The organism is Bacillus mesophilum, from assembly GCF_008923265.1.
In the GTDB taxonomy this organism is placed as follows: Bacteria; Bacillota; Bacilli; order Bacillales; family Cytobacillaceae; genus Cytobacillus; species Cytobacillus mesophilum.
On record NZ_WBOT01000004.1, the window covers coordinates 261,134 to 279,081 of the forward strand.

The following is a 17,948-nucleotide window of genomic DNA, read 5'->3' on the forward strand; positions in this document are numbered from 1 at the left end:
AATTCCTCCTTATAAGGTAAAAGAGCACATGCTTTCTGCACGTGCCCTTCTTCTAAAGCAATTTTTATTATGCGATATTTTTATTGTAATCAGAGATGTCAATTTCAAGCGGAAGATTATTGGCTCGCGCCTTTTTCGCTGCTCTAAAGAATAGGACAACCAACACTGTGGACGCTACAGCAGATACAATCCATGAAATATTCATCGGAAGATTAAATCCAATCTGTGCATTTAAAATATAGGTACATACCATGACGAGCATAAATGTTCCTGGTATTAAAGAGATCCAATAATTCTTTTTCGCAATATATAGATACATAGCTCCTACAAACAATGCAATAACGGCAGTTGCTTGGTTTGCCCAGCTGAAATATCTCCATAGGATGTTAAAGTCAATTTGCGTCAGAATAACAGATATTGCAAATAATGGAAGTGCGATCCATAGGCGTGAAGAAAATTTCTTTTGAGCCATGTTAATATATTCTGCAATGATCATACGTGCACTTCGGAACGCTGTGTCACCGGAAGTAATCGGTAAAACCACAACCCCTAAGATCGCAAGTGTACCCCCAATTGCGCCAAGAAGAGTAGTAGATACTTCTGATACAACAGCACCAGGACCACCGTTTGCAAGCATGTCACTTAAACCGTTGTAACCATCAAACATACTCATCGCAGCAGCTGCCCAGATCATAGCAATAATACCTTCAGCAATCATCATTCCGTAGAAAATTTTACGGCCTTGCTGTTCTTTTTGAGTTGTTCTAGAGATAATAGGTGTTTGTGTTGCATGGAATCCAGATAATGCACCGCAAGTAATCGTAAAGAAAATAAGCGGGAAGATTGGTAAATTATCAGGATGGAAATTTGATAATGAAATCTCAGGAATTTTTGCACCTGTTACAATTAGACCAATTCCTACTCCTAGTGCACTAATAATGAGAAGTGCCCCGAAGTAAGGGTATAAGCGGCCGATAATTTTATCAACTGGCAGTAAAGTAGCCAAAACATAGTATAAGAAAATAGCTGCAATGATAATCCATAGAGCTACGCTTCCGTCTGAAAGCACATATAATAGATCTGCTGGTGTAGAAACGAATACAGTTCCGACTAGTAACAGAAGAAGTACTGCAAATGCGTTAACAACATGCTTCATCACTTTGCCAAGGAACTTGCTCGCAAGCTCTGGTAAATGGGCACCGCGGTTGCGGATGGAAATCATCCCTGTTAAATAATCATGAACAGCACCTGCAAAAATACAGCCAATAACAATCCAAATGAAAGCAACAGGACCGTAGAGCGCTCCCATAATGGGTCCGAAAATTGGCCCCGTACCAGCAATATTTAAAAGCTGGATCAATGAGTTTTTCGGTGTGCTCATTGGCAGATAATCGACTCCGTCAGAATGCGTATATGCTGGAGTTGCTCTCGCCGTTTTAACGCCGAATACTTTTTCTACGTACTTGCCGTAAGTAAAATATCCGATAATTAAAAGTGCGATAGAGGCAAGAAAAGTAATCATAAATAATTCCCCCTTGTATGCGTTTACAATCAGTATAAAAGATCAATAGAGAAATATGAACATTTTGTGACTAAGATGTAAGATTAAGAGGTTAATATGTTGAAAAGGCTTTCTAAGATGCAAAATAACGGATAAATGTGAGTGTATGAAAGGGTTTTGTATAAAGTGAAAAAAGAAAAAGGTGAGCTGCCGTCTAGAATATAAACGGCAGCTCACCTCATAAAAACTGCTTTTTTATGAAGAGCAGTAAGTTAGATTTCTAATTTAGCACGAAGAGCTTTAACATAATTTCGGCTTACAGACAATTTTTCACTGTTTCCTTCAAGTTCAAGCTGATATGCACCGTTAAACCATGGGCTGAGCTTACTGACATAATCCAGATTAACGATATAGCTTTTATGGATTCTGAAAAAACGATAAGAAGAAAGGCGATTCTCTAAATCCTTGAGCGGAAGCTTTGTTTCAAAGGATCCTTGTTTTGAAATGATTTTTGTGACTTTATCATCACGGGAAACATACAAAATCTCAATGGGGTCTACATATAAGATCTCTCCATTCTCTTCGACGGCAAGTTTTCCTGCTGGCCGAAGCTGCGTGTTCTCATTCACCGTCAGTAGTTTAGAGATTCTCCCGATTGTGTCAGCAAGCTGTTCTTCGTCATAAGGTTTAAGTAAATAGTCTGTTGCTTCGTAGCGAAATGCCTCAGCGGCAAACTGCGGATAAGCGGTTGCAAAAATAATGATAGGCTTCTTTTTCAACTCTATTAGAATTTTTGCAGCTTCCATTCCGTTCATCTTTGGCATTTCGACATCAAGGAAGACAACATCAGGCTGCAGCTGAATTGTTTTCATCACAGCACTTTCTCCAGATTCCGCTTCTCCAATTACATTGATGTTTGGAAAGGAGGAGAGAAGATGCTTCAGCTCTTCACGGCTATAGTGTTCATCATCGGTAATCAACACGGAAATTTGCTTTTCCAATTAAGTTTCCTCCATCGTATTTAATAAAAAATGAATGCTTGTACCTTCATTTATTTTTGAGTGTATTTTTAAAGCAGACTGTTTGCCGAACATCATGGTGAGACGGCGATTTACATTATACAAGGCAAGACCAGATCCTGTTTGTGAATGAACTTCTTTAACGCCAAGCTCCTTGATCCTTTCTTTTGTTATGCCATTCCCGTTGTCTGTAACCGATACTTTTACTGCTTCATAATATTTTTTAATGGAGACGGAAATAATACAATTTTCCTCTTTATCCTTAATCCCATGCTTAATCGCATTTTCCACAATAGGCTGCAGTGTCAGCGGAGGAATCTTTTCGAGGAGCGTTTCTTCATCAATATCATATTCTACAGTAAGCTTGTGGAAGAAACGGGTTTCTTCAATAGCCAGATATGCTTTTGTATGCTTTAATTCCTGTTCCAGTGTGGTCATTGTGACTGTGGTGGCCGTTAAGTTTTTTCTGAGAAAGAGAGAAAGTGATACGAGCAGGCTGCGTGCTTTATCAGGATCAATTCTTGTTAATGAGATAATGGTGTTTAACGTATTAAATAAGAAATGAGGACTGATTTGCGCTTGCAAAGCCTTAATTTCTGCCTCTTGTGCCAGCTGATACGCTTTTTCGGCTTGTGCCATTTCAAGCTGATTGCTTAAAAGCAGACTCAAACCTGTAATAAGTTCAATGGATAGATTGGTAATTTCTTTTTCTGAACTGAAGTAGAATTTAAGTGTGCCAATCGTTTCCCCGCGCTGCTTTAAAGGTGCAATAACAGCTGCTCCAAGCGGGCAATCCTTATTTCGGCAATGGATCGTATCATCCTTTGCAATCACAAGCTCGCCATTTTGGATTACATCCCGCGTAATTTGTGTTTGGATTGTGCTGTTTGCTTTATGATGGTCATCACCAAGCCCCAAATGAGCAAGAATCTCTGTAGTGTTTGTTATGGCAACAGCACTTGATTGTATTTCTTTATGTAAAATATGACAGACAGCATTTGCAGATTGGGCATTCATCCCTTTTCGCAAGTATGCAAGTGTTTGGTCTGCAATCCTTAGTGCTCTTTGTGCCTGTGCTGCCCCGGCTTTTTCTTCTTCATTGATCACATTTTTAATAATTAATAAGAAGAGAGCAGAGCCAAGTCCGTTGGCTAATATCATAGGCAGACCAATAATTTCAACAAGTGTTAAAGCCTTATCGAATGGTTTGGCTATTAAGAGAATGATCAGCATTTGTACAGACTCGGCTAATGCGCCAATGAAAAAAGCAGCAGGGAGCTTTACATGGCGATCTTTTTTATGAAAAAATCCCGCAATGATCCCGGCTAACATCGCAGCCAAGCCACAGGCAAGTGCTGTAAATCCGCCTAATGTAAAACGGTGAATGCCCGCAATGATTCCTGCTCCAATCCCGACCTTATAGCCGCCCAGCAGGCCGGCTAGTACGACGCCAACCACACGTGAATTGGCAATCGCTTCATCTGAAGTAAGTTCTGCCACCCAGCGGTCAAATTGCTGTGTGCCAGTATCTAACGCCATTCCAGAGTATGTACCGATAATGCCAAAGAAACCGAAAAAAATGATCGCTTTATATTGCTGCTGTGTATCTAACCGTTCTTGATGAATCATGTCACGAAAGAAGCTAAAACGTGTTAAGACAAATGCGATCGTAACAATAATTCCAAGACGCTCAACCATGGTGATCAGGAGCTCAAACATGCCAAGCCTCCTCTGAAAGTATAATATTTAAACATATTAAGTCAGCTGAATCTCATACATTATATTACATTTTAACATGATTAAAGAAGAGGAAGCTTCTCAAATCAGAGAGTGGTTCATTCACAATTGAAATTACGTTGAACGTCTTTAGCTGTCCAGCTGTACGATGACACGGGTGTCTGCTCTTAAACTAAGTGCATTCATTACTACTCTCCAGCAAAATAGACTATAATAATGATACAACTTTTAAAAAGGTAGGATGTAAAATGATTATTAAAACGGAAGAAGACTTAGCAGCTCTAAAAGAAATTGGCCGCATTGTAGCGGAAATCCGAGATAAAATGATTGAAAAGACAAAGCCTGGCGTAACCACTAAAGAACTTGATGATTACGCAGGAGAACTTTTTGAAAAAAATGGAGCTATTTCAGGTCCGAAAGGCGAATATGATTTCCCTGGCTTCACTTGTATTAGTGTTAACGAGGAGGTCGCTCACGGGATTCCCGGCAGCCGCGTAATCCAAGATGGAGATTTAGTGAACATAGACGTTTCTGGTTCGAAGAATGGCTATTTTGCTGATACGGGACGTTCCTTCGTTGTAGGCGGACAAAATGAAAAATTAACTCATTTATGCGAGACCGCTCAAAAAGCGTTTGATGAAGGTTTAAAGAAATTAAAAGCCGGCTCAAAGCTTAGTCAGGTCGGGAAAATTGTTCATAATACAGCGAAAAACAATGGCTATACAGTTATTATGAATCTAACTGGACATGGAATAGGACGCTCGCTTCATGAAGCTCCTGATCATATCCTTAACTATTTCGAACCTTGGGATAACCAGCTTTTAAAAGAAGGAATGGTTGTCGCTTTCGAACCATTCGTTTCATCTGGAGACGATCAAGTCATCGAGCTTAGTGATGGCTGGACATTCGTAACACCAAATAAAAGCTTTGTGGCTCAATGTGAACACACGGTAGTCATTACTAAAGATCAGCCTATTATTTTAACTTTATAAGTAAGAATGAGGCATGCCTGCATGAGGGGTATGCCTCATTTAATTTCTGTAAACAGTTTTGTGAATTGCCACTATTCAAAAAAATAAAAAGTCAGATTGTTGATCCTAAAGTACTTTTCCTTGTAGTATGGAACTAGGAATCTGAATAAGGAGTGGTATAAATGAGAGCGTTAGCACATGAAGGCACAAATGGAATGGAAGGCCTTTTGTATAGGACATTAGATAAACCGGAACCTGCTCAAGGGGAAGTAAGGGTAAAGCTTCTGACAGCAGGACTAAATCATCGTGATTTATTTGTTCTTCACCGCCATCATTCTGCTGATCCTGCCCTAGTAATCGGATCTGATGGTGCAGGAATCATTGATTCTGTTGGAGAAGGGGTGGAACCATCCCTCATTGGCAAAGAAGTCATGATTAACCCCGGTCTTGGCTGGAAGGACAACAGCGATGCGCCACCAGCTGGCTTCGAGATTGTGGGATTGCCTTATCACGGCACTTTTGCCGAGTATATTACCATACCGGCAGAAAATGCTGTTGCTAAGCCAGATTTCTTAACATGGGAGGAAGCGGGCGTCACATCACTTGCCGGAATAACAGCATACCGCGCCTTATTTACTCGAGGAAAGCTAAAAAAAGGGATGAAAGTGTTTATTCCCGGGATTGGCGGAGGAGTAGCTACATTCCTGCTGCAGTTTGCAGTTGCTGCAGGTGCTGAAGTATATGTTAGCTCCCGTTCCAAAGAGAAATGTGACGCTGCGCTGAAGTTAGGAGCAAAACAAGCAGTTGACAGCAATGAAGACTGGCAAGAGGCACTTGGGGGTATAGGTATGGATTTAATTATTGAATCTGTAGGTGCTGCCACCTTTAATCAGTCTATGTCTTTATTGCGAAAAGGCGGAACCATCGTAACATTTGGATCATCAACAGGTGATACATTTCAATTTAATTTACGGGAATTTTTCTACGGCCAGTTTAATTTGCTTGGATCGACAATGGGAAGTGCAGAGGAATACTTAGAAATGCTTTCATTTATTGAGAAACACGGCATCAAACCGGTTCTTGATGAAGTCTACTCTTTAGATCAATATGAAGCAGCCTTTAAAAGACTTGAAGAAGCGAAACAACTTGGAAAGATTGCCTTTCGAATCGGTGAATAACGAATGAAGACAGGTAGAAAGACAGAAAGATAGATTAGCTGCGAGCTAGTCTATCTTTTTTTCGATCATTTCCTAAAGGGTATTGATCCTTTTCCTGATTTTCCTGGTCAATTCGAAGATATTTTCGAGAATTTTCAGGCAGACTTCAATCATTTTCTGCATTTATCGTTCAATTCCTCGTGCAGCATCCACCATATTAAAGGATTTCTGAAAAAGTTACACTCTACTGACTGGAATATATTGGGTTGAACTTAATGCCGTGTAAATCCACACGATCTATCCAACCAAATGCCCCCCTTTTTAGTTGCTTTCTTTGCAGCTTCACAGCAGATTAGTTAGTGCTTCTGAGCTAATATCCCACTAAATCAATATGAATTAATCCATATTTCCTGTTACTTTTTTATATCTATGAAACTTCACTTAATTTTCACAGTGTAAATGTTGCATAGTTTGACATATGTTTTAATTTGGAAATTTTAACTATACTGAGGTCACATCCATGAAACACAAATAAAAAATGGAGAGGAGAAAAAGGATGAAAAAAAGAAAGCTTGGTGCCGTGTTACTTAGTTTGACTTTGGGCGTATCTCTTTTCACAGGAAATGCATTTGCAAAGGAGGATTCTGCAGCAGAAGCAAAAGAAACCTATCGTGTGTTAATTCAAGGATCTTCTTCAGCAAAAGCAAGTCTGCAGTCGCAGCATGAACCCCGCTGGAATTTTGGCAATGATGGATTCACTACAACAGTAAATGCAAAACAATATCAAGCACTGCAGAACAATAAAAATATTAAAGTAGAAATTGTTCAGGAGGTAAAGGTAGAAACGGCTTCGGCAAATCGCAAACAAAATAGCCTGTCAAATGACATAAACGCAGTTCCTAGTGACCAGACACCATGGGGCATTCAGGCGATTTATAATGATAGCGGCATTAGAGCCACATCAGGGGGAAGCGGCATTAAAGTAGCTGTTCTTGATACAGGCGTATATACATCGCATATTGACCTGGCAGGATCAGCTGAACAATGTAAAGATTTTACACAATCGAATCCGCTCGTAAACGGTTCTTGTACGGACAGACAAGGGCATGGAACACATGTGGCTGGCAGTGTATTAGCGCATGGAGGCAATGATGGATTGGGTATTTATGGTGTTGCTCCTCAATCGAAACTCTGGGCATATAAAGTGCTTGGTGATAATGGCCGAGGTTATTCGGATGATATTGCTGGCGCCATTCGCCATGTAGCAGATGAAGCATCAAGAACAGGCTCTAAAGTAGTTATAAATATGTCTTTAGGTTCAGCTGGTAAGGACACATTAATCACAAACGCGGTAAACTATGCATACAGCAAAGGTGTATTAGTTGTTGCTGCATCAGGTAATAGCGGTCCTTCAAGCAATACAATTGGATATCCTGGCGCCTTGCCAAACGCAGTTGCTGTTGCCGCTCTTGAAAATGTACAGCAAAACGGAACTTACCGAGTTGCAAACTTCTCTTCAAGAGGAAATCCAAATACAGATGGTGACTATGTCATTCAGGAGAGAGATATTGAGGTTTCTGCTCCAGGTGCGAACATTGAATCAACATGGATAGGCGGCGGCTATAATACAATCAGCGGAACATCAATGGCGACTCCGCATGTTGCAGGATTAGCAGCAAAAATCTGGTCTTCTAATCCATCTTGGTCACACACACAGCTTCGCACGGAATTAAGAAACCGGGCCATTCAATATGATATTAAAGGCGGAACTGGTGCTGCAACTGGAGATGATTATGCTTCAGGATTTGGCTTCCCGCGTGTAAGATAATTTGAAAAAGAAGACAGTGTTATCAAAAAAGAAAGCAGTCCAATTCGAATTGGACTGCTTTCTTTTATAAATTTAAGTCACCGAATCCTTCGATAGCTCTGGGTGCCGATGTGTTGATGCAAGTAAAATAAGACCGCTTATAATCAGAAGTGAACTTGTAAGCAGGAAGACGGCTGTAAAACCAAAATAAGCAGAGATGATTCCGCCCATTGCAGGTCCAATGACGTTGCCAAGGAATCGCAGGCTCGTATTGTAGCCGAGCACCTCGCCTTGCATAGAGAGCGGTGCCTCTTGGCGAATATATGCGACACGCACTGGTATAATGCCGCCGATGGTCACTCCGAGCAGAAACCGAACAAGCACAAGCTGCCACATATTGGTGACGAATCCGCCTGGAATATAGAAAATACCAGCCAATAATAATAGGATGATAAGCACCTTAATATAGCCATGCTGATCTCCGATTTTCCCCCATTTACGTGCCATTAATAAATTTCCTGCTCCTGCTGCCGAAAAGGCAACTCCTGCAAAGAAAGCGAGATTTTCTGGTCCATGAAGCTCGCTGACATATAGAGATAAAATAGGCTGAATACTAAAATGCGCGATTTGAACTAAGGAGGAAATGAGCATAACGGTTAATAAAACGGGATGGCGGATGATGTGTAAAATAACTTCTTTGCTGGAATATTTTTGCTTTGTTCCCTTCGTGCGTTCGATTACATATTCTTTTGTAAACATCACGAGGATCGCGGAGAGAATAATGGCAAAGGAAGTTCCCTGGAATGTACTTGCGTAGCCATAAGTATCTGCGAGGATTCCGCCTAGCAGCGGTCCCATTAAGGAGCCGGTAATGCTTCCTGTCTGAAGCGTGCCGAGAACACGTCCAGCAATTTCTTTAGGAGTTTGTGTGGAAATATACGCTTGGGAGACACTGATAAATCCTGTGAATATACCCATGAATAATCTTAATGTAAAAAGCTGTCCGACAGAAGTGACATAACCCATTAAAAAGATGGATACCCCCATGCCCAGACCAGAAATAATCAATATTTTTTTGCGGCCATATAAATCCCCAATTCTTCCCCATATAGGTGAGAAGATAAAAGCAGTCACAAATGTAATGGCGAATGTCCATCCTGACCAATGCTGAACATAAGCAGAGGAGAAGTCTCCGAATGTCTCAATGTACAAGGAGATAAACGGCAATACCATTGTCATGCTTCCGGCTATGAAGAAATTGGCAAACCACATGATGAAGAGATTTCTCTTTGATTGCTGATTCAATAAAAACACTTCTTTCTTGAAGATATTTCGTTTTCCTAAATATAAGCATAACGGAAATTTCAGAAAAATGAAAGTGATTTAAGTATGACCTAACAAGACAATAACTAGTCCAATTCCTTTTCTATTGAAAATGTCAAAAAAAATGATTGTATTGAATTTACATATGTCCTATAATTCTTAATATGGTAAAAATTCAGAATAAAGAGGAGGTTTTAGCTTGGAAGAATTCGTAGGCAGTCTTAATAATGTTTTATGGAGCAACCCTGTCATTTATATTTGTTTGGCAATAGGACTATTTTTTACAATCATTACAAGATTTCTTCAAGTAAGACATATTAAAGATATGTTCTTGCTAATGTTTCAGGGGAAAAGCTCAGAAGCAGGTGTTTCTTCGTTTCAGGCTTTATCGCTTGCATTATCCGGCCGTGTAGGGACAGGTAATATTGCAGGTACTGCAACTGCAATCGCAATGGGTGGTCCTGGTGCTGTATTCTGGATGTGGACAATTGCATTCATTGGTGCAGGAAGTGCGTTTGTTGAATCAACGCTTGCCCAAATTTATAAGGTTAAGAAAGACGGGGTATACCGAGGCGGCCCAGCCTATTATATTGAAAAAGGCATAGGGGTGAAATGGTATGCCGTTCTATTTGCACTTGCAGCTTTACTGGCAATGGCAATCCTCATGCCTGGTGTTCAGTCCAATTCAATTTCTGTCGGGATTGAAAACGCATTTGGTGTCAGTAAGTATGTAACTGGTGGAGCTATTGTAATATTATTAGCTTTAATTATCTTCGGCGGTGTTAAAAGAATCGCAACTGTTGCTCAGTATGCTGTGCCTTTTATGGCAGTAGGATATATGATTGTTGCTCTTATTATTATCGGAATGAACATTAGTGCAGTTCCAGAAGTATTTTCACTCATATTCCGCAGTGCCTTCGCAGCTGATTCGATGTTTGGCGGTATTGTGGGCAGTGCGATTGCATGGGGTGTAAAGCGGGGGATATACTCTAACGAAGCTGGTCAGGGTACTGGTCCTCATGCAGCAGCAGCAGCAGAGGTATCACACCCTGCCAAACAAGGACTTGTTCAGGCTTTCTCTGTATATATTGATACGTTATTAGTGTGTTCAGCAACAGCATTTATGATTTTATTTACGAATATGTACAATACAGTTGGCCCTGATGGAAGCTTCCTTGTAGAGAATCTTCCAGGAGTTGAAGCGGGTGCAGGTTTCACTCAAGAAGCTGTTGAATCCGTTCTTCCTGGGTTTGGAGCAGGTTTTGTTGCTGTATCATTATTTTTCTTTGCATTTACAACGATTATGGCGTATTACTATATCGCAGAAACAAATGTTGCATATTTAGTAAAAGGCAAGAATATAAAGCCGGCAATGTTTATATTGAAATTAGTCCTTTTAGGCGCAACATTTTATGGAGCAGTTAAAACAGCAGGGCTTGCCTGGGCGCTTGGAGACGTTGGTCTCGGATTGATGGTATGGCTGAATTTGATCGCCATCCTCATTTTAACAAAGCCAGCTCTTATTGCCTTGAAAGATTATGAAGCACAAAAGAAACAAGGACTGGATCCTGTATTCAACTCAACGAAGCTTGGCATTAAAAATGCTGAGTATTGGGAAAATGGCTATAATCTTGAAGAAGAGAAGGATAAGGTTTCATAAATAATACCATCAGAGGTGTCCAGCGCTATTGCTGGGCATCTTTTAGTTTGTTAGAATAAAAAAGCTTTATGTTGTAAATAAAAAGTGAGTATGACACTGAAAATGCACAAAACTGCACAATCAAATATATGACGTTTAGCGTTTAACCGAACATAACAGTGGTATTTTTAGGTATGAATATCCTCGGACATATCTTATCAAATACACTGATTAATACAGAAAACTGAAGGTGACAGAATTGGATACACTTATAAAAGATATGAAGCCATTTATTCAAGAAGCATGGACTAAAAGCGGCTTTCAGCAGCCTACGACTATTCAGCAGCAGGCTATTCCACTTATTACGGATGGAAAAGATGTTATTGCTCAATCTCCAACCGGGACCGGAAAGACATTAGCATACCTATTGCCGCTTCTGGGAAAAATCGATGTTGAGAAAAAAGCTGTACAGGCGGTTATTATAGCTTCCTCACAAGAATTAATTATGCAAATTTTAGAGGAAATAGGGAAATGGGCAACTGGCAGCGGAATTAGAGCAGCGTCCTTTATCGGCGGAGCCAATGTGAAGAGACAGCTTGAAAAATTAAAAAAACATCCTCATATTGCTTTAGGAACACCAGGAAGAATGCTTGAGCTTATTAAGCAGAAGAAGCTGAAAATGCATGAAGTAAAGACCATTATTTTAGATGAGTGTGACCAGCTGCTTGTACCCGAGCATACATCCACTGTAAATAATATTGTGAAATCCACTCTAAGTGAACGGCAAATGGTTATGTTTTCAGCAACATTACCCTCTCACATTGAAAAAATTGCAGCAGAAATGGCCAAGTCGCCAAGTATGCTTAAAATTAATAAAGACGAAACCATTAAAGCAGAAGAAGTTTCACACTTTTACTTTATCGCAGAGCAAAGAGATAAAATGAAAATGCTTGAAAAGATCTCCAGGCTTAATGGGATTAAAGGATTGGTTTTTGTAAGAGATATCGGCAATTTAACGGTGCTTTCTGAAAAGCTGGACTTCAAAAATATTAAAGTAAGTACTCTGCATAGCGACCTGGATAAAACAGAACGTCAAAAAGCGCTTAAAGATTTTAAAGAAGGCAGAACCAATCTGCTGCTGGCAACTGATGTGGCTGCAAGAGGCTTAGATATTAAGGGAATTACCCATGTAGTTCATTATGATTTTCCAAAGGATATGGAGCAATATGTTCATAGATCTGGCAGAACAGGCCGATTTGGTGCCAGCGGAACGGTTCTTTCCATTATCAATGAGCGCGAAGAAAGAGAACTAAAAAAGTTTGGAAATCATCTGAACATACCTGTACAAAAAATGATGATCAGAGGCGGAGACATTACGGAATACAGTACGCGTGATCAGCGTAAATAAGTTGTTAATGACAAAATAATTAAACAAGATTAATTTCCGAATGATTAGAAATAACGTTTCTATCATTCGGTTTTTTATTTCTCATTTTTAATACAATTCATTCTTAGACCAGAGTACAATGGAGATTTAAATTTAGACTTGTAAATGCGATGTTTAGCCTAAAAGGAAATAGTAAAGGCTTTCAATTATTTTTTTGTAAATTTTAATGAAATCCTATAGAAATTAAGTTGAATCGCTGGTATATTTTCTACAAACAGTGTCGAAACATGTAGAACGCTGTTAGTATTCTGAATATTATGAATGGTGAGGTGGGATTATCCTGCATAACCATTCTTTCCTTGACTCATACTACTTTTGATTAAACGAAAGGAGTGAGTGTCTTGGGACGTACTAAAAAGGCAAATCAAAACGCGCAGCGAAATAATAATAAAAAACATCCAGACCGTACAAGTGAAGAATTAGTTGAATTTACAACAGGCAGCAGAGAATCAAAAAATAAAAATGTTCAAGATTAATCTTATACCTATACCAATCGTGCGATTGGTATAGGTATTTGGCACCAAAAATTCACATATTTTCTTGTTGCATTATGTTATTTTATAGTATAAAGAGATTTTATAAACAGAGGTGCTATCACCTTTAGGGGCGGGGAAAACATGTTAAAGTTTAGGAAACACCCAAAAAGAGAGAACTGGCAAATAGCAGCAAAAGAAATTCAAGTGAAAATTGACATTAATAATAACCCAAACATACTGGATAAACTGCAAATGCTTAAAATATCGGAAAAAGACTTGCAGCATATTAAGGTGGTGCAGCCTTTAATAGAGAATCAGGTTGATAGGTTAACAGAAGAGTTTTATGGAACTATTCTTCAAGTACAGGAGCTGCAGGATATAGTAAACAAACATAGTTCCGTTTCAACATTACGAGGAACTTTAAGGCAGCATATCATTGAATTATTTAATGGAGAAATTACTGAAGAGTTTATAAATAAGAGATTAAGAATTGCATTTATACACTATAAGATTGGTTTAAAACCAGCATGGTATATGGGATCGTTTCAAAATCTTCAAAATGCTATTCTGGAAGTCATTTGTGAAAATGCACATTCAATTATAGAATTAAAGGAAATCATTGCCTCCGTAAATAAGCTTTTAAGTCTGGAGCAGCAGCTTGTCCTTGAGACTTATGAAGAAGAAAATATGAGGATGATGAAGGATACGTTTCAGCAGGGGAAAAATGATTTAAAGGATAAAATCCTCGATGTCAGTGAGGATCTCGTTGCTTTAGCTGAGGAAACGAGTGCATCAGTTGAAAATTTAATTGCAAGAAGTCATGAGTTTAATAGTCTTATTAACGATAGCGGAGCCCATTCAGAAACCATTCAGTATCAAGGTGGAATTGGGAAAGAAAGACTTTCCGACCTTTCTAATAAAATAGAGCAGATTCAGTCTGAGACTGCGATTATGACAACAACCGTTGAGCAGCTTAACGGAGCATCTGAAAAAGTAAATTCTGTTATAGCATTTGTTCAAAGTATTGCCGATCAGACAAACCTGCTGGCCTTGAACTCAGCGATCGAAGCTGCCAGAGCCGGAGAACATGGCAAGGGATTTGCAGTAGTTTCACAGGAAGTTAAGAAGCTGGCTGAGCAGACTAAATTATCAATAGGAGAAATCCAGGAATTGATTCAAACATCTTCCTTGCTTACAAAAGCAGTTAGTGAGTCTCTGTTAAATGTAGCATCTTCTGTTACAGAAGGAATGGAAACATCTCTGCAAACCAATGAAGCCTTTGATGCGATTGCAGCATCCATATCTTCAAACGCTAACTACCTTAGTTCGGTAGGGAGTCAAGTAACTGAACTTATTTATAGCATTAATGAAATAGGAACCGCCTCCACAACGGTTGCCTCTTCAGCTGAAAAGTTAAATGATGCCGCAAATAATGCATAAAGGATATTATGGAACCAGCCCTCCTAATTGCAGGGGAGCTGGTTCTCTTTATCTGGTGCATTAACCTGTAACATCATTCAATTTTTTTAATGGCTTGTCTGCAGGACCTTCTACAACCTCTCCATCATAGGAGAACCGTGATCCATGGCAAGGGCAGTCCCATGTTCTTTCTCCGTGATTCCATCGTGTTTCGCAGCCCATATGTGTACAGGTAGTATCGACAACATGCAATTTCCCATCCATATCCTTATAGGCTCCAGATCTTTTTCCATCCACAATGACAACCGCACCTTCATCATTCGAGAGATCGCTGATTTCTTTTGGCACATACTCGAGCTTGCCTTTTAACAGCTGTCCAGCGGTATCAGTGTTATAGGAAATGACCTTCTTAATGCTAGGATCAGCCACAAAACGGGACGGTGAGAATAACTCACTGTACGGATTTTCTTTTTCAAGGATTTGGTCTCTTAAAAGCAAAGCTGCTGCAGTACCATTCGTCATGCCCCATTTTCGGTAGCCTGTTGCAACAAAAATATGAGGCTGGTCAGCAGTGATTGGCCCGATATATGGCATTTTATCAAGTGAAGTCAGATCTTGTGCAGACCAACGATAAGAATATTCTTTTATGCCAAAATGGCTGGAAGCAAATTGTTCTAGTGCTTCGTAATGCTTTAGCGTGTCAGGTCCTTTACCTGTTTTATGACCTTCTCCTCCAATTAATAAGAGTTTTTCCCCATTAACAGGAGTATATCGCAAGGATCTCTTGGGCTGATCAGCGCTGTAATACATTCCTTCGGGGTACTCTTTCTCTGCCTTGATCGCAATAACATACGATCTTTCTGGGAGCAGGCGGGCAAAATAGAATCCTTTCATATCTGCGAAAGGAAAATGAGAAGCTGCTATTACATATTTACTCTTGACCCTATGTCCTTCTCTTGTTACAACATCTGGACGTTCCCCTTTTTCAAGATCTACAGCTGTTGTATTCTCGTATATAGTGCCGCCCATATCCGTAAATGCCTGAACAAGCTGATGCAAATATTTCAGAGGATGAAATTGAGCTTGATTATTCATGGTTAAGACAGCCTTAGTTTCGATAGGAAAAGGAAAATCATTGCCAAGATGGCCGGAAATGCCGAGTTTTTCATAAGCACTTATCTCTTTTTCAAGCTTTTCTCTATATTCATCCGATTCTGCATAAATAATGGCATCTTGCTCGCTGTAATCACAATCAATATTTAATTCGTTCTTTACTTTTGAGATAAATTCTTGAGCTCCTTTGGAAGCCTCATAATAGAGTTTCGTTTTTTCAAGTCCAAAATGCTGAATGAATTCATCGTATATAACTCCATGCTGTGCAGTTATTTTCGCCGTTGTATGTGCGGTTGTGCCATTTAAGATTTTCCCAGCTTCTAAGAGAGTAACTTTGAGCCCTTCCTTAGCCAGCAAATATGCAGATGTGATTCCTGTGATTCCTCCGCCTACAATCACCACATCTGCAGAAGTATCTTCCTTTAAGGGCTGAAAAGAGGGCAGATCAATATCTGTCCAATATGATTCTGGAAATCTTGGCATTTGATTCGTCATAAATATCCTCCTCTTACATTATCTGATTGTATGTTTTCCTATAATAAGAATTTGTATACGATAAGTACCCAAAGCTGGAAGCTTTCACACATTGACGTTATAAAGATTCGTTGCTATAATCCTTATCAGAATTTACAAATATTTTAACGAGCTAAAGTCTTTTGCTCAAAGGGAGATCAAGGAAATGAATTTTGAAACATCGGTGTTACATAATCAAAATAAAAAGAAACGGACCATTAAAAGCAAGGTAACACCAATCTACCAAACGTCTGCTTTTGCCTTTTCCGATTTAGAAGAATTAGAAGGCTTCTACCAGGGGAACGGCAATTATCTTTATTCGAGAGTTGGCAATCCAAATACAGATGAATTGGGCCAGCTAGTTGCCCGTCTTGAGGGCACACCAGAAGGAGCGGCTGCTTCATCAGGCTTATCTGCTATTCTGGCAGCTATTTTATCAGTGGCACAAAACGGCGATCACATTGTGGCGGCAGATGATGTATATGGAGGCACTTTTCATATGCTGAAAGAGGAGCTTTCCTCATTAGGAATTAGTGTCACGTTTGTTTCATTTGCAAATCCGGCTGAAGTGGGAGCAGCTATCCAAACAAATACAGTGCTTTTATATACAGAATCAATTACCAATCCACTCTTAAGAGTAGAAGATCTGACTCAGCTTGTTCATCTAGCGCAAAAGCACAAGCTGAAAACGATTGTTGATAATACATTTGCGACACCATTGCATTGCCAGCCATACCGATTAGGAGTTAACATCGTTGTTCATAGTGCAACGAAATACATTGGCGGACATAGTGATGTGACAGCTGGTGTCGTTGTTGGCGACCAAGAACTTGTGGAAAGAGCTAGAGCCAAAATTGTGAATCTTGGTGCCAATTCAACCCCTTTTGAAGCATGGCTGACATGTCGCGGCGCGAAAACATTAGCATTAAGAATGAAGGCTCAATCTGCAAACGCCCGCGCTTTGGCTTTATCCTTAAAAGAAAATGAACATGTTGAGACAGTTTATTATCCATTAGAGTACGGTGAACATGGTTTTGGCGCCATGGTAACGATCAAGTTAGCAGAAACAGTCAACATCAGCTTATTTTTTAAAAGTTTGGATTGGATCAAAATTGTTCCAACCCTTGCTGGTGTGGAAACATCGGTTTCACATCCATTAAGAACCTCTCATCGTGCATTGCCGCCAGAAGCATGTGCTGCACTTGGCATCACAGATCAAGTAGTGAGGATTTCCATTGGAATTGAAAATGCAGAAGATATCATTGCAGTATTCAATCAAGCTATTTCGAAATCAATTTAAAAGCTAAGTTTCTACATGCAGAAAACGGGGTATTAAAGTATAAATTCCTTAATAAAGGAGGAGTTTATATGAATCAACAGCATTATAGGCTTGCTGGCGCGTATCAAGCGGAAGAAGATGCAGTTGCTGCAGTCAAACAACTTCAGGATCAAGGCTTTAAACCAGAAGAAATTGCTGTCATTGGTGAGCAGTATGCAAGCTTAGAGCAAATTAATGCAGGAGATGACGATTATCAGCAGCATGTTGAAGAAGGGAAAACACTTGTCTTTGTTGATAGCCAGTCGCCACTCTTGCGGCAGCAAAAACAAAATCCTGGTGAAGCAGGTCTAGAACGTAAACAATATTAAGATGATATGAACTGCACTTCTGTTGTTAGAGTTATCTAACAGCAGAGGTGTATTTTTTTGTTCTGCGTCAATTAAGCAAATATTTCTTCCCTCACACGGAATCCTGTTTATTTCTTTCATTCACCAGTCAATCCGCCTTCGTGCATAATTTCCCCAAGTCAGTCAACATACTATACCAA

General features: G+C 39.7%; 14 protein-coding genes and 1 pseudogene. 10 read left to right on the forward strand and 5 right to left on the reverse strand.

Annotated elements, in window-relative coordinates:
- Positions 1 to 67 precede the first annotated feature (67 nt).
- From F7732_RS14420 to F7732_RS14430, 3 genes are all read right to left on the reverse strand, one after another.
- Positions 68 to 1,522 (reverse strand): carbon starvation CstA family protein, encoded by a 1,455-nt coding sequence (locus F7732_RS14420; RefSeq protein WP_151574725.1) that lies wholly within the window; start codon positions 1,520 to 1,522, stop codon positions 68 to 70.
- A 251-nt stretch (positions 1,523 to 1,773) separates the two neighbouring features.
- Entirely contained in the window at positions 1,774 to 2,502 is a 729-nt protein-coding gene (locus tag F7732_RS14425) for a LytR/AlgR family response regulator transcription factor (protein WP_151574726.1), read from the reverse strand.
- Complete coding sequence (locus tag F7732_RS14430) at positions 2,503 to 4,239, reverse strand: LytS/YhcK type 5TM receptor domain-containing protein (protein ID WP_151574727.1); 1,737 nt, start codon at positions 4,237 to 4,239, stop codon at positions 2,503 to 2,505.
- A gap of 266 nt (positions 4,240 to 4,505) precedes the next feature.
- On the opposite strand from F7732_RS14430, the gene map reads away from it, so the two are divergent.
- The 3 genes from map to F7732_RS14445 all read left to right on the forward strand — a co-directional run bounded on the left by map (position 4,506) and on the right by F7732_RS14445 (position 8,213).
- Complete coding sequence (gene map, locus F7732_RS14435) at positions 4,506 to 5,249, forward strand: type I methionyl aminopeptidase (RefSeq protein WP_151574728.1); 744 nt, start codon at positions 4,506 to 4,508, stop codon at positions 5,247 to 5,249.
- 161 nt (positions 5,250 to 5,410) lie between these two features.
- Positions 5,411 to 6,406 (forward strand): zinc-binding dehydrogenase, encoded by a 996-nt coding sequence (locus tag F7732_RS14440; RefSeq protein WP_151574729.1) that lies wholly within the window; start codon positions 5,411 to 5,413, stop codon positions 6,404 to 6,406.
- 535 nt (positions 6,407 to 6,941) lie between these two features.
- Complete coding sequence (locus F7732_RS14445) at positions 6,942 to 8,213, forward strand: S8 family peptidase (RefSeq protein ID WP_151574730.1); 1,272 nt, start codon at positions 6,942 to 6,944, stop codon at positions 8,211 to 8,213.
- Positions 8,214 to 8,285: 72 nt separating this feature from the next.
- On the opposite strand, the gene F7732_RS14450 is transcribed toward F7732_RS14445, so the two are convergent.
- Positions 8,286 to 9,497 carry an MFS transporter gene (locus F7732_RS14450; RefSeq protein ID WP_151574731.1) on the reverse strand — a complete coding sequence of 404 codons (1,212 nt, stop codon included), beginning with the start codon at positions 9,495 to 9,497 and terminating at the stop codon, positions 8,286 to 8,288.
- A gap of 217 nt (positions 9,498 to 9,714) precedes the next feature.
- On the opposite strand from F7732_RS14450, the gene F7732_RS14455 reads away from it, so the two are divergent.
- The 5 genes and pseudogenes from F7732_RS14455 (at position 9,715) to F7732_RS23480 (ending at position 14,517) form a co-directional block, all read left to right on the forward strand.
- Positions 9,715 to 11,175 carry an alanine/glycine:cation symporter family protein gene (locus F7732_RS14455; protein ID WP_151574732.1) on the forward strand — a complete coding sequence of 487 codons (1,461 nt, stop codon included), beginning with the start codon at positions 9,715 to 9,717 and terminating at the stop codon, positions 11,173 to 11,175.
- 229 nt (positions 11,176 to 11,404) lie between these two features.
- Entirely contained in the window at positions 11,405 to 12,562 is a 1,158-nt protein-coding gene (locus tag F7732_RS14460; RefSeq protein ID WP_240056636.1) for a DEAD/DEAH box helicase, read from the forward strand.
- A 380-nt stretch (positions 12,563 to 12,942) separates the two neighbouring features.
- Positions 12,943 to 13,077 carry a hypothetical protein gene (locus F7732_RS23280; protein WP_275670931.1) on the forward strand — a complete coding sequence of 45 codons (135 nt, stop codon included), beginning with the start codon at positions 12,943 to 12,945 and terminating at the stop codon, positions 13,075 to 13,077.
- Between the two features lie 141 nt (positions 13,078 to 13,218).
- Positions 13,219 to 13,755 (forward strand): annotated as a pseudogene (locus tag F7732_RS23475) (protoglobin domain-containing protein); the annotation flags it as partial.
- 273 nt (positions 13,756 to 14,028) lie between these two features.
- Positions 14,029 to 14,517, forward strand: a complete 489-nt coding sequence (locus tag F7732_RS23480; RefSeq protein ID WP_420837696.1) for a methyl-accepting chemotaxis protein — start codon at positions 14,029 to 14,031, stop codon at positions 14,515 to 14,517.
- Between the two features lie 60 nt (positions 14,518 to 14,577).
- Here F7732_RS23480 and F7732_RS14470 read toward each other — a convergent pair whose 3' ends face one another.
- A complete protein-coding gene (locus F7732_RS14470) occupies positions 14,578 to 16,104 on the reverse strand; it encodes an FAD-dependent oxidoreductase (RefSeq protein ID WP_151574734.1) in 1,527 nt (508 codons plus the stop codon).
- Between the two features lie 184 nt (positions 16,105 to 16,288).
- Between F7732_RS14470 and F7732_RS14475 the strand changes: the two genes are divergently transcribed.
- Both F7732_RS14475 and F7732_RS14480 read left to right on the forward strand, forming a co-directional pair.
- The gene (locus F7732_RS14475; RefSeq protein WP_151574735.1) at positions 16,289 to 17,422 is read left to right on the forward strand and encodes a trans-sulfuration enzyme family protein; all 1,134 of its coding nucleotides are present in this window, start codon (positions 16,289 to 16,291) and stop codon (positions 17,420 to 17,422) included.
- A gap of 68 nt (positions 17,423 to 17,490) precedes the next feature.
- Positions 17,491 to 17,769, forward strand: coding sequence for a general stress protein (locus tag F7732_RS14480; RefSeq protein WP_151574736.1), 279 nt, complete (start codon positions 17,491 to 17,493; stop codon positions 17,767 to 17,769).
- Positions 17,770 to 17,948: the final 179 nt, after the last annotated feature.

What these genes read in the sequence shown, in the direction of transcription:
- F7732_RS14480 (WP_151574736.1), top strand. Translation starts at nt 17,491, where the DNA reads ATGAATCAACAGCATTATAGGCTTGCTGGCGCGTATCAAGCGGAAGAA.
- F7732_RS23480 (WP_420837696.1), top strand. Translation starts at nt 14,029, where the DNA reads ATGACAACAACCGTTGAGCAGCTTAACGGAGCATCTGAAAAAGTAAAT.
- F7732_RS14475 (WP_151574735.1), top strand. Translation starts at nt 16,289, where the DNA reads ATGAATTTTGAAACATCGGTGTTACATAATCAAAATAAAAAGAAACGG.
- F7732_RS14430 (WP_151574727.1), bottom strand. Translation starts at nt 4,239, where the DNA reads ATGTTTGAGCTCCTGATCACCATGGTTGAGCGTCTTGGAATTATTGTT.
- F7732_RS14420 (WP_151574725.1), bottom strand. Translation starts at nt 1,522, where the DNA reads ATGATTACTTTTCTTGCCTCTATCGCACTTTTAATTATCGGATATTTT.
- F7732_RS14470 (WP_151574734.1), bottom strand. Translation starts at nt 16,104, where the DNA reads ATGACGAATCAAATGCCAAGATTTCCAGAATCATATTGGACAGATATT.
- map (WP_151574728.1), top strand. Translation starts at nt 4,506, where the DNA reads ATGATTATTAAAACGGAAGAAGACTTAGCAGCTCTAAAAGAAATTGGC.
- F7732_RS14440 (WP_151574729.1), top strand. Translation starts at nt 5,411, where the DNA reads ATGAGAGCGTTAGCACATGAAGGCACAAATGGAATGGAAGGCCTTTTG.
- F7732_RS14445 (WP_151574730.1), top strand. Translation starts at nt 6,942, where the DNA reads ATGAAAAAAAGAAAGCTTGGTGCCGTGTTACTTAGTTTGACTTTGGGC.